14 protein-coding genes are annotated in these 14,146 nt (G+C 33.6%); 8 read left to right on the top strand and 6 right to left on the bottom strand.

Annotated elements, in window-relative coordinates:
- The 5 genes from GTR01_RS06035 to GTR01_RS06055 all read left to right on the top strand — a co-directional run.
- Window positions 1-215 (top strand): integrase core domain-containing protein (locus GTR01_RS06035; RefSeq protein WP_160136968.1); only part of this gene is annotated, 215 nt, incomplete at its 5' end.
- A gap of 411 nt (window positions 216-626) precedes the next feature.
- The gene (locus tag GTR01_RS06040) at window positions 627-1,673 is read left to right on the top strand and encodes a helix-turn-helix domain-containing protein (protein WP_160136969.1); all 1,047 of its coding nucleotides are present in this window, start codon (window positions 627-629) and stop codon (window positions 1,671-1,673) included.
- 60 nt (window positions 1,674-1,733) lie between these two features.
- Window positions 1,734-2,582 (top strand): LytTR family DNA-binding domain-containing protein, encoded by an 849-nt coding sequence (locus GTR01_RS06045; RefSeq protein ID WP_160136970.1) that lies wholly within the window; start codon window positions 1,734-1,736, stop codon window positions 2,580-2,582.
- Between the two features lie 91 nt (window positions 2,583-2,673).
- Window positions 2,674-3,465 (top strand): CPBP family intramembrane glutamic endopeptidase, encoded by a 792-nt coding sequence (locus GTR01_RS06050; RefSeq protein WP_160136971.1) that lies wholly within the window; start codon window positions 2,674-2,676, stop codon window positions 3,463-3,465.
- A gap of 20 nt (window positions 3,466-3,485) precedes the next feature.
- On the top strand, window positions 3,486-4,253 hold the full coding sequence (locus tag GTR01_RS06055; protein ID WP_160136972.1) for a TrmH family RNA methyltransferase: 768 nt from the start codon (window positions 3,486-3,488) through the stop codon (window positions 4,251-4,253).
- Between the two features lie 162 nt (window positions 4,254-4,415).
- Here the strand turns inward: GTR01_RS06055 and GTR01_RS06060 are convergent, their stop codons facing one another.
- Window positions 4,416-4,745, bottom strand: coding sequence for a hypothetical protein (locus tag GTR01_RS06060; protein WP_160136973.1), 330 nt, complete (start codon window positions 4,743-4,745; stop codon window positions 4,416-4,418).
- Between the two features lie 183 nt (window positions 4,746-4,928).
- On the opposite strand from GTR01_RS06060, the gene GTR01_RS06065 reads away from it, so the two are divergent.
- Window positions 4,929-6,110 carry a hypothetical protein gene (locus tag GTR01_RS06065; protein WP_160136974.1) on the top strand — a complete coding sequence of 394 codons (1,182 nt, stop codon included), beginning with the start codon at window positions 4,929-4,931 and terminating at the stop codon, window positions 6,108-6,110.
- Window positions 6,094-6,672 (top strand): hypothetical protein, encoded by a 579-nt coding sequence (locus tag GTR01_RS06070; RefSeq protein WP_160136975.1) that lies wholly within the window; start codon window positions 6,094-6,096, stop codon window positions 6,670-6,672. Before GTR01_RS06065 ends, GTR01_RS06070 begins: the two co-directional genes overlap by 17 nt.
- Here the strand turns inward: GTR01_RS06070 and GTR01_RS06075 are convergent.
- Together GTR01_RS06075 and GTR01_RS06080 are read right to left on the bottom strand one after the other, a co-directional pair.
- Window positions 6,621-7,196 carry a 5-formyltetrahydrofolate cyclo-ligase gene (locus GTR01_RS06075; RefSeq protein WP_160136976.1) on the bottom strand — a complete coding sequence of 192 codons (576 nt, stop codon included), beginning with the start codon at window positions 7,194-7,196 and terminating at the stop codon, window positions 6,621-6,623. The genes GTR01_RS06070 and GTR01_RS06075 overlap by 52 nt on opposite strands.
- A gap of 38 nt (window positions 7,197-7,234) precedes the next feature.
- Entirely contained in the window at window positions 7,235-8,605 is a 1,371-nt protein-coding gene (locus GTR01_RS06080; protein ID WP_160136977.1) for a rhodanese-related sulfurtransferase, read from the bottom strand.
- Window positions 8,606-8,942: 337 nt separating this feature from the next.
- On the opposite strand from GTR01_RS06080, the gene GTR01_RS06085 reads away from it, so the two are divergent.
- Window positions 8,943-10,472 (top strand): trypsin-like peptidase domain-containing protein, encoded by a 1,530-nt coding sequence (locus tag GTR01_RS06085; RefSeq protein WP_160136978.1) that lies wholly within the window; start codon window positions 8,943-8,945, stop codon window positions 10,470-10,472.
- A 74-nt stretch (window positions 10,473-10,546) separates the two neighbouring features.
- Here the strand turns inward: GTR01_RS06085 and GTR01_RS06090 are convergent, their stop codons facing one another.
- The 3 genes from GTR01_RS06090 to GTR01_RS06100 form a co-directional block, all read right to left on the bottom strand.
- On the bottom strand, window positions 10,547-11,002 hold the full coding sequence (locus tag GTR01_RS06090) for a hypothetical protein (RefSeq protein WP_160136979.1): 456 nt from the start codon (window positions 11,000-11,002) through the stop codon (window positions 10,547-10,549).
- Window positions 11,002-11,382, bottom strand: coding sequence for a RidA family protein (locus GTR01_RS06095; RefSeq protein ID WP_160136980.1), 381 nt, complete (start codon window positions 11,380-11,382; stop codon window positions 11,002-11,004). Before GTR01_RS06095 ends, GTR01_RS06090 begins: the two co-directional genes overlap by 1 nt.
- A 130-nt stretch (window positions 11,383-11,512) precedes the next feature.
- Complete coding sequence (locus GTR01_RS06100) at window positions 11,513-14,098, bottom strand: putative LPS assembly protein LptD (protein ID WP_160136981.1); 2,586 nt, start codon at window positions 14,096-14,098, stop codon at window positions 11,513-11,515.
- Between the last annotated feature and the right edge of the window lie 48 nt (window positions 14,099-14,146).

The following is a 14,146-nucleotide window of genomic DNA, read 5'->3' on the forward strand; positions in this document are numbered from 1 at the left end:
AAAATGCGCTAGCAGAAAGGGTTAATGGAATATTGAAACAAGAATTCCTTTTTTCTAAAACAAAGAATATTCAAGATCTAAACTTATTAGTAAAAGAAAGTATTTATCTTTATAATACTAAAAGACCACATTTAAGTCTTAATATGGAAACGCCAGATAAAGTGCATAAAAAATCCGAAGAAATAAAATATCTCTCCGGATTAAATATTGTTTAATTTATGTCAACCTATTTTAGGACGACTCATTTAGTTTTTATTGAATTCGGGCAACATCTTACTATTGCTCGTTTTAAAATCATCAATGTGTTAATTAGAATCAGTACGAATTTTTACGAGTTATTCACCGTTAAACCCCTATATCATTATCTTTTTGCAAAATTAAATCTTATTCAAAACCATAAAACCCCTAGTAAAATCATATTGAAAAAATGATTGAAACAGTGATAGAATCCTGAATATTAATTTTTTAACCCAATCATTTTATGAATATGATTATTTGTGTATTTTTTTAAGATTATTAAAACAGTCCGTAATAAAAATTTAATTTGAATGTTTGCTTTGTATAAAAAATTTAGAGACTATCTTTGCTTCTTCTAAATAATGAATAAAAGCTGAGGGCCTGCTGCGATGAGAATTACCCAATACTACAATAACAGAATACATTCGTTAAAAAAGCAGCTTGTTGAAACATATTTAGTTATTCTAGCCATCTTTCATGTTGTTTCTATTTACATCTATCTTTTTTGGTTAAAAAACACTTTTCCTCTTTATTATTTTGCAGGGGCATTAGTATTCTATATTTATTCCTATATACTCATCAGGAGGAATGTAAATATATCCAGAGTTGTGAATGCTTATCTTCATTTCAGTTCTTTGTATATTTCTGTTATCATCCTAAACTTTATCGATGATTCCCTTGTAGGATTTATCTGGTTGGTTCCCATTCCGGTATATGCCTATGTTTTTTTAAAAAGAAAGATGGTCATATACTACATGTTCTATACGATGATATTGATGCTGCTCATTATGGTTTATGCCAAATACTTTGACCATCATTTTTATGCATACGACAAAAAATTTCTTCGTCCGACTAATGCCGCAACAATACTGGCCAACTTTTCTCTAATCTGTTTATTCATCTATTATAAACTCAAAATAAACCACTTAGAATCTAAAGCTTTTGAATACAGTATCAGGAGTAAAATGAAAGAAAAACAAAAACTCAAAACGAATATTTCTTTACATACGCTACAAAACGTAATAGAATTACCAGACAAACATAAAAGTGATTTAATGATAGACCATCGTAAACTTGAAAGTTTGTTTCTGGAGCTGGATAAATATATGAGGAGCAATAATTACTTTACCAACCCTTCTATTAAAATATCCGATTTATGTTCAGAATTAAAAACCAATATAAATTACCTTTCAAGAGCGATTGATCACAAAGGATATAAAAACTTCAACCAATACCTCAATTCATTAAGGATCGATTATGTAAAAAATCTCATTGAAAAATCAGATTTAACGAAAGTTACTCTTATGTACATTTACACAGGTGCCGGTTTCACAAGCCAGGCCACCTTCAACAGGGTATTTAAGCAATTTGAAGGAATTACTCCGAGTGAATACATTACCAATCAAATGCTTACTGACAAAAAAAGCATATACTGATATATATAATATTTTATATAATTTTACAAAGCTGATATAAAAATATTCAGGTATGATCCCATGAAACATCTGCCTTCCTTACCATTGTATTCTTACCCCAAGTCTGAATCATTTGCAGAAATTCTACTCTCTTCGTTAGGAGCAGGCATTACGGTGTATCTTTTTCTGATTATTTTTCAGCCCTTTGGAACTGAAAGTTTCCACCACCCTCAGAAATATTTACTTCTTTTTCCTTATACTATTATTTTCGGAACTGTATTTTTCATTTCAAATCTTTATGTATCTCGTCTCAATGATTGGAATATAGGTTCAGAATTATTAAAAATATTCATCATATTATTTTTAGGATCTATCCTAGCCTATTTTTACAATTCATTAGTGATCAGCAAAGTTTCCCTTAGTTTTGAAAATTATGGATATATGTTCCTTTACTCTTTAGCAGTAGGTATTCCTATTTCAACTATTTATGTCTTATCAAGATATATCTATTTAAAAAAGAGTCATGAAAACACGGCCAGGAATATTGCAACCCCTTTAGTTACTGAACACAAAAAATCAAAAGAAACGATATTAAACATTCTGAGTAACAATGCAGAAATAGTAATTTCTACAGCTGATTTCTTATGTGTTCAATCCATGGAAAACTACTGTACTGTATACTATTTAGAAAATGGTGAAGTAAAAAAGCAACTGTTAAGAATAAGCTTATCCAATATTTTACAACAAACAGAAACTGATCTCATCAAGAAATGTCACCGCTCTTTTATTGTGAACCTTGAAAAAGTAAAAAACACCAAAGGTAACGCTCAAGGGTATAAATTAACACTCCCTAACATCGACTTTGAAGTTCCTGTTTCAAGAAGTTTCATTTCTGCTATTATTCCTCGATTGCAAGAGATTAACCCATAGAAGCTTGTCAATCGTCACTATTTTTTGACAATCATCACATTGTTTTGATCTGTTTTTCACAAAGCCCCACTTTTGCTCAAAAATAATTAACATGAGTAAAAAAATTCGTTTCTTTTCTATCCTGATCTTAGGATTTATTATCTATTATTTCTTTGATTTATTTTGTTTTAAAGGCATTCAGAATTTCACAAGAGATCTATTTCACAGTAAAGCTATAGCCCATGTGATAGCCTACTCTATAACTTTGATTCCATTAGTCATTACTTTAAAAATATTATTTCCTAAAAAGAAAATCCTTGATCTATTTTCCTTGAATCACTCAGTTTTTAAAGGTTTTTCTTTAGCTTTTATCGGAACCTTACCCATGCTGATCGGATATGCAATACATTTCAGAATAGTCAGTACATTCAATTTTGAATCCTTATTTATCAATACGATTTCATCTGCCTTTTTTGAAGAGATAATATTCAGAAGTTTCCTTATTGGTACATTATATAGATTTACCAGATTGGGATTTTTATCTTCAATTCTATTAGGATCATTACTCTTTGCCCAGGTACACCTATATCAAAGCCAAAATATTACAGAACTCATTGAAATATTTGCCATTACATTTTTAGGCTCAGTATTTTTTGCATGGGTATATTTTGAACACAATTTTAATATTTGGACAGCTATATCACTTCATTTTCTGATGAATCTGTATTGGGAAATCTTCAATGTTTCAGATAATGTCTCCGGAAACACTTTTGGTAATCTGTATAAGTTCCTGTCCATTCTTTTGATTATTGGGATTACGGTTTACGATAAAAAGAAGAACAAAAAGCAATTTCAAATCACGTGGAAGACTCTTTTTGTTAAAAGCAGGGAAATTCAATCATAAATTTTGCATAATTTTGCAAAATGTTGATAGAAAGTTTTCAAAACGAAAAAGTAAAAAATGTCACTAAGCTACTTACTGACAACAGATTCCGTAAAAAATCAAACGTTTTTGTCGTAGAAGGGCAACAGGAAAATGCCAGAGCAATGCAATATGGCTTTGAACCTGTAGAATTCTTTATCTGTGAAAATATATTCAAAGAAAAACTTCCTGATGGAAGAATTCATTTCGTAAGTGACAAAGTTTATGAAAAAATAGCCTACAGAGGAAGTTCCGAAGGTATTATCGGAGTATATCAGACAAAAGAAACGCCGCTTTCATCTTATGTTCCAAAGGAAAACGCTACCATTATCATTGTTGAAGGAGTAGAAAAACCGGGTAATTTGGGTGCTATTTTGAGAAGTTGTGAAGCTTTTGGAATTGATGCTTTGATTGTCGCAGACGGAAAAACCGATTTTTATAATCCTAATGTGATCAGATCCAGTGTGGGTTGCCTTTTTGGAATGGAAGTTTATCAGGCAGAAAATGAAGAAACATTAGAATTTCTTCAGAAAAACAACTTCAACATCTATATAACTTTGATGGATGAGACAGCTGAAGATCTTTACAAAAGAGATTTTACGCAACGTTCTGCTGTATTATTTGGAACAGAACATTCCGGATTAAGTGATTTCTGGATTGGAAAAGGGAAAAATACATTGATCCCGATGTCAGGAAGTATTGATTCTTTGAATCTAAGTAATGCAGTAGCGATAACTTGCTATGAATCTTTAAAACAAAAGAAAGGATAAGCACGAGAGTGTTGTCTTGAATAATTACTTTTGTTTTCAATCATAGAAATTGTTCCTCTTTTGGTTCTCGATAACTGGTAAGTAAATTAGGAGTTGATGATAAAGCATAAAAAAACCGTTTCACAGGGAAACGGTTCTTTTATTTTTAAGCTTAAGCTAGAATTATTTCTTAGCAGCATCTTTAGCAGCATCAGCAGCTCCTTTAGCAGCATCAGCAGCACCTTTAGCAGCGTCAGCAGCACCTTTAGCAGCATCTTTAGCAACTTCAGCTCCAGCAGCAGTAGTAGCAGCAGCAGCATCTTTAGTAGCTTCTACAGCAGTAGTTGCAGCAGAATCAACAACTTTAGCAGCAGAATCAGTAACTACAGCAGCAGAATCAGCTACGTTAGCAGCAGCAGAATCAGTTGTACCTTCAGTAGCTGTAGCGTCAGTTTTTTTACAAGCAACTAGAGAGATTGCAGCGATAGCAGCTACGAATAATGACTTTTTCATAATAAATTAAATTTAATTTTGTTAATATTGTTTTATAAAATTTTCTTCTGTTCTGTTATTTGAACAAGACAAAGGTATAGCAGTTAGAAAATTTGTCTATGAAAAATAATTGTAATACCTTTGTAAAATAGTTTTACAAAAAAAGACAACTGATAATCAACAATTTAATTATTTTAAAAAAAATTGACAGATTTAGATCTATTACACTTTGAACAACTAAAAAAGGACGTTCAGGGTCAATATTTAAAAGAATATACCCCTTCTCAGGATGACATATCCAAATGGAAGGGTATAGATATCATATATTTTCAGGAAGACCTGCGCAAAAAGGCCAAAGGTAACATCAGTGAAAAGTCATTTTACACCTATTTCAAAACTTCTCCGGTCACCAAATTACCAAGAATAGATATGCTCAATTTATTGAGTCTCTATGCGGGTTACGACTCATGGTACGAGTTCAAGAAGCAACATCTTTTTGCAGGAGAATTGCTACAGGAAATTGAAAATCTTGAGGAAGAAGAAATCAATGAATTAGAAAAAACGGTTTCTTCAGCTCCTGAACTTCCAAAAACGGAAATTCAGCCTCAAAAAACCGAAATCAAGACCCCAGAAAACACTGATTTACAAAAATCAAATACTGAAAACCAACAAATTAAAAAAAATCAACCCAATCAACATGAAGTAGAAATTTCGCCTGTTACAACGAAGAAAAATTTCTTCAAAAAGAACGCTTGGGCATTGGTCACTTCCGTTTTAATTGCCATAACAGGTTTACTTGGGTTTAAAGATTTACTTTTTTCAAAAAGTTATACGTACTGTTTTATTGATAAAGACAGAGGAGTTTCTGTCATCAACACCCTAGAGATAATGGTGATCAAAGAAAACGAATCTCCATTGATGTATAAAATCAAACCTGGAGAATGTTTTTCTTATTCTACGAAAGATAAAAATCTGAAAATGAAGATCAGTGCTCCTTTCTATGAACCATTGGAAGTCAACAGGAATTTAGAAAACGCATCTGCGGAAGAAAAAATAGAACTAAAACCAGATGATTATAAAATGGCTGTTTATTATTTCTCCGTAAAAGACATTAAAAACGGGAATCCCGAGGAGCAAGTTGCCCTTATCAAGCAAAAGAGAAATCAACTGGAGAATCTGATCAGCAATAATGCGATCATCTATCAGGTTTATGACAACAATACCTACGGAATCGAAAGACTTGACAAACAAAAATACATTACCCTCGTTACCACACCTACTACATCATTGAAAAATCTGAATGTAATAGAAATGAAAAAAGACAACAACGGTAAGATCGTATCCATTAAATTCAAAATTGCCACCACAGATGAAAAGAATAAATAATTTTTTAATTTTCACGGTGCTTCTGACTTTATTTGTTGCCTGTAATAAAAAAACGGAAGCAAGTGACCTTGATAAACTACGAAACAGCAATAATACCAAAAGTTATCCAGCTGTACAGATGGATAGCATGCAGGCCATTAACTCTATAACCAAGCAAAAGGTTCAGGAGCTTCTTGACCTATCCACTCTATACGTTAATGGGAATAGAAATACAGAAGTAGACAGCTTCATCTATTCTCAAATGGAAAGCTATTTTCACAAACCCGATTCTTTAACATTCAAAAGAATGCTAAAGGAAATGGACAGCTTAAAAGTAAAAACCGCTAAAGTAAACGATCTTAATGTATATAAGGAGTTCTACAAAAAGGATACTCTGGACTACGCCAAATTCAATGTAGAATACTTTGATGACAAGAACAAATCATTAGGAAGCTTTGAAAAGAATGCTCAGTATATATTACTGTCAACTTCAAAGCTAAAAAGAGAGTTTAAGTTTTACTTTTTAGATTTTTATTCCAAACCAATAAAAAAAGACAGCACTTCAGTAGGAGTTGCCAAATAGTCCAGCGGAATATCATTTTCCCAGACATCATCAATATATTCATCGGGGTCAAAGTAATTGACTCCGATTTTTTTTACCTTTGGAGACATACTTTGAAAAAGACCATCGTAGAAACCTTTTCCATAGCCTACTCTATTTCCTTTTCCATCACAATACAAAAGCGGAGTAATCACATAATCAAAATTCGCTTCTCCTGAATCTTCATTAGAAACGGGTTCTAAAATTCCCCAACTATTGGTTTCAAAGACAGTATCACTGAAGACTTCAATATTAATAAGTTTATCCGCAATAATCTTAGGCACAAATACCCTGATATTATGCTCTAAAAAATATTGGATGAAGATTTGGGTATCAATCTCATTAAACTTCTCAATAGGAACGAAAATATGGATCTTTTGAGCTTCTTGAGGATCAAAGTAAGCAATGAAATTTTGAAAGATCTTTTCAGATAACAAGAAAGCCTCATCACGAGACAAGGCTTTTCTTTTATGCATATATTTTTTTCTAAGCTCAGCTTTCAACATAAGAGTTATATTACTTTTACTGAACAGTTTCTTTTAGATTATGCGTTTTCAGCAGGTTCAAGAATCTTATATAATTTATCAGATAAACGAACTCTAAACGGAATTTCAAAAGTGATTTGATCTCCTTGTTTTGCTGTTTCGCAAGGCCCGCCATTTGCATAAATCTGAGTGATCGTAAGTTCCTGATCACCTGTTGTAGGACCAGAGATCAACACCTTATCTCCTACTGAAAGTTCTTTATTTTCAATTAAAAACTGTCCGATTTTTGATTTTGAGAAATAATGTTCTGCTTTTCCAACTAAAACTTTTTTAACAGATATCTTCTGACGGATATTTTTAGTTTCAGCTTTTGCTAAAGGTGCTTTAGGCAGATCTCCTGAGTTTTTAAACTTCAAAGCATCAGATTTTCCTTTCCTGAACACTTTATTACCAACCTGCAGCCCTTTTCTTAATTTCACCTGTTCGTCCCAAGGCAAATGGATGGTATCTAAACATTCTGTAGAACAGCAGTTTTCCATAGCAGCTTTACATTCATCACATTGGATAAATAATAAGTGACAAGCATCATTCGCACAATTGGTATGATTATCACAAGGTTTACCACACTGGTGACATTGTGAAATAATATCATCTGTAATTCTTTCTCCTAAACGGTGATCGAATACGAAGTTCTTACCGATGAATTTACTTTCTATCCCTTCTTCTTTGATCTGACGGGTATATTCAATGATTCCGCCTTCCAATTGGAATACATTTTTGAAACCTTGATGTTTGAAATAAGCACTGGCTTTTTCACAACGGATACCTCCAGTACAATACATCAACAGGTTTTTATCTTCTTTAAAATCCTGTAATTGTTCATTGATGATCGGTAAACTTTCTCTGAAGTTTTCCACATCAGGAGTAATAGCTCCTTCAAAGTGTCCTACTTCACTTTCGTAATGATTTCTGAAATCTACTACAATCGTATTAGGATCATCAAGCATATTATTAAATTCCTGAGCTTTTAAGTGAACTCCTTTGTTAGTAACATCAAAAGTTTCATCATTAAGACCATCAGCAACAATTTTATGTCTTACTTTAATAGTCAGCTTTAAAAAGGAGTGATTGTCTTGCTCAACTGCAACATTCAAACGGATTCCTTTCATAAAGTCATAAACCTCTAACGTATCGCGGAAAGCCTCAAATTGGTCTGCAGGAACGCTCATCTGAGCATTAATACCTTCATGAGCAACATAAATACGGCCAAGCGCATCAAGGGCATTCCAGGCTAGGAATAAGTCGTCACGAAATTTTTTGGGATCTTCAATTTTAGCGTACGCATAGAAAGATAAAGTAAGACGTTCCTTACCAGCTTCATCAATAAGTCTAGCTCTTTCTTCTGCGCTTAAGGTGTTATACAGTTGCATGCTATAAACGTTTTAAGTGAGAAAAATATTTTTGCAAAGATAGACATTTTAAATTAATTTTATAGGGCGGAAGGGATCGTGGCCATGAGTAATGAAAGATAATTTTTTCGCATGATACTTTGGTCGGCTTTATTTTGTCATTTTTTATTTAAGTTTTTTTTAAGTTTTGTTAACTACGAGCTTAACAATTATGACATAATACACAAAATGACATAATAGCCGTTAAATTTTAGTTAAAATTGAAACATAGCACACTAATTGATTACTTATTTAACATTAAATTTGTTTACTCAAAAACATAAAAAAGAAATTAATTAATAAACAAGAAAGATATACAATGAAGAGTACTTTAAAAAAACTATTACCATTTGCAGTAGTAGGAGTTGTTTCCGGAGCTACTACCGTTGGAGCTATACAATATTTCGGACATGGTTCCAACAATGGAGATCAATCTTATTTCACAACATCAGCCCCTAATACATCATTCGCAGGAATGAATACAGGTGCAGTAGGCGATGATTTTGTAAAGGCAGCTAAAACAACTGTTCCCGCTGTAGTTACCATTAAAAATTATCAAAGCAGAACAGCAAGCAGAGCGACTGAGCAGGATCTGTTCGATTATTTCTTCGGAGATCCGTTTGGAGGAAGAGGCCAGCAAAGGCAAAAGCAACAACAAGCTCCAGACAATATGCCTTCAGGAATGGGTTCAGGGGTAATTATCTCTCCGGATGGTTATATCATCTCAAACAATCACGTGGTAGCAGGTGCTAATAAACTTGAAGTAGTTTTAAGCAACAAAAAATCATATATCGCAACTTTAGTAGGAACTGACCCTAATACAGATATCTCTCTATTAAAGATTGAAGAAAAAGGACTTCCTTATTTAAATTTTGCTAATTCAGATAATATTGAAGTAGGACAATGGGTACTTGCCGTAGGAAACCCACTAGGGTTAAATTCTACCGTAACTGCAGGTATTGTTTCTGCTAAAGGAAGAGGAATCGGCATCTTAGGAAGCCAAGGAAAAGCAAGCAACCCAATTGAAAGCTTTATTCAGACGGATGCCGCTATTAATCCAGGAAACTCCGGAGGTGCTTTAGTAAACACCAATGGTGAACTTATCGGAATCAACTCTGCAATTCAGTCTACAACAGGATATTATCAAGGATATGGATTTGCTGTTCCATCAAACTTAGCAAGAAAAATTGTTGAGGATATTAAGAAGTTCGGTATTGTACAAAGAGGTTTCTTAGGGGTTTCATCATTAGACCTTTCCAATGACCAACAAGTTCAGGCTTATAACAAGCAATTCAAAACCAACATTAAATCTGGTGCCGGAGTGTATGTAACAGGATTTGGTGATAATAGTGGTGCAGAAGATGCAGGTCTGAAAAAAGGAGACATCATTACAAAAATAGACAACTATGAGATTTCAGATTTTGCTGATCTTTCTATGTCTATCGGAAGCAAACGCCCTGGTGATAAAGTTCAGGTAACCTATTCAAGAAATGGTAAAGAAGCGACAACCAATGTAACGTTAAGAGATCAAAAAGGAGGAACTTCTACCAGAACTAAAGCTGACCTTAGCGTAACAGAAAAAATCGGAGCTGAGTTTGATCCGCTTACTGAAAGATTCAAAACTGAATACGGTTTGAATAGTGGTGTAGTGACTAAGAATGTATCTGAAGGAGGTGAAATGGCCAAGATCGGAATTGTAGACAACTACATTATTATCGAAATCAATGGTAAGCCGGTAAATTCACAAAAAGATATCGAAAGCATTCTGAATAAATACCAAGGAAATGTACAGGTAAAATTTGTAGATGACTACGGAAGAATGTACACTAAAGGATTTAAAATGCCTTAATCAACAAACTAAACAATAGTTATTTTCATATCAACAGAAAAACGCTGCAAATATTTGCAGCGTTTTTTTATTATTTATTTGGGTTTATTCATTTTCTCAGCGATCCTTTTTTTCTTGTTCCGTTCATAAATTACTTCTACAATCTTACCACCAATCCAGGAAAATGGAAAAAAGGTAAGAAAGATTGAAATCTTATAAAACGTAGGATGGTAAGGAAAAATAATCACATCCAGCATCGCTATAAAAAGCATGATGAAACCGATCAGGATTGCATAGGCTACTTTTGCGTATTTAACGATGATAGCCGTTGCTACTCCACCAATGGTAGTTCCTAATCCGGAAATAAACAAAAGAAAGCCAAAAAAGGCCTTATCGTCTTTCATACTGAAAAGAAATCTTTGCCAATGCTCAAACGGAGCAAAAGCTTCGAAAGTAACCCATTGCGGAAAAGCTCTTATACCAAGAGTAATTATAAGCCCGGTTATTACAAGGCCTATCAATACCGCAAATGTATTTCTTATAAAGTTCATTAATCCTGGTGTGCGATCATAGAGATTTCAATATCCACATTTTTAGGCAAACAAGAGACCTGTACTGTTTCACGTGCAGGATAGCTTTCTGCATCTAAATAAGAAGCGTAAATATCATTCATTACAGCAAAGTCATCCATGCTTTTAAGGAAGATTGTTGCTTTTACAACATTTTTAAAAGTCATTCCAGCTTCGGTAAGGATCGCTTCAAGATTTTTCATTACCTGATGAGTTTCCTTTTCAATTCCCTCTACCAGTTTACCTGTTGCAGGATCTACAGGAATTTGTCCGGAGATGTATAAAACTCCGTCTGCCATATTCGCTTGAGAATAAGGACCGATAGCTGCAGGTGCGTTAACTGTATTGATTATTTGTTTCATATACGGATATTTATTTTTTTGTAAAATCATCTTTCATTACCCACCATAAGTTAAGCAATTTCATGATAATCTTGTTAGATTTATTTTGGTTGCAAATATAAAATTTATATTGTCAAATGCCAATCTGATATTAGAAAGGTGAATTTGGCTGTGTAAAGCTTCTGTCTTTATACTTCAATGCATCACTTAATATATTGGCTTTGATCCCAATAAAGAAGTCATACACTTTATATTGTCCGAATGGTACCCAGTTAAAATTAATGGTAAAACTTCGTTGATCTCTTGAAAAACCAATTCTTGTATATGCCAGTTCTTTAGTCACCAGGTCATAGTGAGTACTTCCGGTAACATTCCAGTAAGGAGTAAGCTTAACACTTCCTTCAAGACCTACAGAAGCAATTTTACTTCCTTCTCTTTTAAGCTGTCTCGAATAGGCGTAGTTGGCATTCACATTCAATGTCCATGCTTGATTGAAATGCGCATAATGGTCATCATCAAAATAATAGTTTTCATTTCGGATCTCCCCTTTTGAACTATATTTTTTAGCATAATCCGTTTTTTCACCAAAAATTTCGCTGCTTAACGGATAAGATACCTGAATATTGAATCCTTGTACACTGAAACCTCCAAATTGTTCTGTTCTGATTCCCGTATCCTGTCCCGGAAGGAATTGAATTTTATAAGGATCAAGAGAAAGACTTGTATTAACAGTAAGCTTATTATTAAAGAAAGAAGATTGACCGTTGATTGTAAGAATAGACCAAGGGTGATCTTTAGCCGCAAAGTTGTAGCTTCCTGTAAGATTTAAGGATTCAAAGATCTTAATTTTCTTTACTCCCGTAGAATCGCTCTTAGATTTCACTTTCATTTCAATATTATTTCCAATACTGAATCCCAACGCTCCTACCAATCCGCTTGGCGGGCTTCCTATAATTCCTTTTTCAAAGATAGAATAAGGGGTAAGGGCACCCGTTGCATTATAATAATTTTTATAATATCCGAAACCAGGGCTTGAAAAATCCGGAGCATAAGTAAACCCGATACTAGGAGTCATCATATGTCTTACCGCTTCAATGACAGATCCTTTTTTAAACTTCATCATTCCATACAAAGTAGTCTGAAGACTCGCAGTGGTAGAGAATGAAGAATATCCGGCAAACTTTTTATTGATTTCATCCACTGTAACATTCGCTACAGGATCATAGTATCTGTTCAACGTTTTTGTAGTTAAAGCATTATCCACATTTGCACTTAAACTGAATGTAAAATATTTAGCTAAAGTAGTATTTGTTGCTAAGGAGATATTATTTTTAAGACCTGTTTGCATTTTATCCCACATTTCTTTTTTGAACAACTCATTTTCCTGAGTATTCACAAAGTTGGTAAGGTTAAAACCTGTATTTACAGTAATATTTTCAAGAAGCCCTTGTCTTACTCCTGTTTTGGATTTAAACAGATAAAACTGGTTTATCGCAACGTTCATCTGTGGAAGACGAAGGTCTGCCAATCCCGTTGCAAAGTTTTGAGAGTAAGATGCCGTTCCCGTAATGGTCATTGGAAGTTTCAGAAATCTTTTGGTAAGAGTTACCGTTGAATTCTGTTGAGTATTCAATACATTCTGATTGAAAATATAATTATTGTTAAGCGGGTTGTTATAGAACTTTGTACTTACAATATCCACTGAAGCACTAAAAGTCAGGAAAGGATTAGCTTTTGAATCCTGAGAGTGTGTCCAACTGATCCTATAGGTACTGTTTCTTGTATAATCATCCAATCCTTTAATCCCTCTTACCATGGTTCCAATGTCCGCATTAAAGCTTCCCGAGTAACGGTATTTTTTCTGGTAATTCATTTGTGGGCGTAAATTCCAGCTTCCTTTGGTATAAATATCCGCAAGTAATTTAAGATCAAAATGCTCCCCAATCGGCTGATAATATCCAATACCATTCAGAAAAAATCCTACATCTTCTCGCTCTCCAAAACTCGGAATCAAAATACCTGCTGCACGTTTGTCCGAGAACGGCAATATGGCAAAAGGCATAATAAGCGGTGTAGGAACCTGTTCTATATACATTTGAATAGGCCCTGTAACGATCTGGGATTTTGTCTTGGATTTTATCAATTTGATATTGGAGGCTCTCATAAAGTAGTCTGCCGCCGTATCTTTTTTCTTAACGAAATATTCATCGGTTGTATAATCCGCTCTTCTCATAGCGAATACCGAATCGTTATATTTTTTAGTTTTCTGAGCTACAATTACCCCTTCACTCTCTTCAGTTCTTGCATTGAAAGCAATAGCCTGCTTGGTTTTGGTATTATAGCTGAATTCGTTGGTTTCGTATTTTTTCCCAGCCTGCGTCGTAATTACAGGCTCTATAATCTTTCCTAAAGAATCTTGTTTCCCTCTGGCATAGATCAGATTTTTGTTATCATCAATGGAAATATAATCCGCATCGATCTGCATATCCTGATATTTTACCTGGGCATTCTTATTAAGGAATGTCATTTTTTTAGGGATATCTCGTCGCTGATCATCGGCTTTTGTATGAAGTACATCATCTAAAGCTTCTTTTTTTGCAACAATGGTATCCTTTTTGGAAATAGTATCATTAACCGCATTTTTAGGCAATTTTTCAGGTGTTTTCTGTGCTAAAAAATTGTTAAAAATTAGGATAATTAAAATTTGTAATATATTTTTGAGGACGGTTTTGGCCAATTTTATTCTATATAATTAAGGCTCAAAATTAATATAATTTTTATAACT

The organism is Chryseobacterium sp. c4a (genome assembly GCF_009900745.1).
Lineage (GTDB): Bacteria > Bacteroidota > Bacteroidia > Flavobacteriales > Weeksellaceae > Chryseobacterium.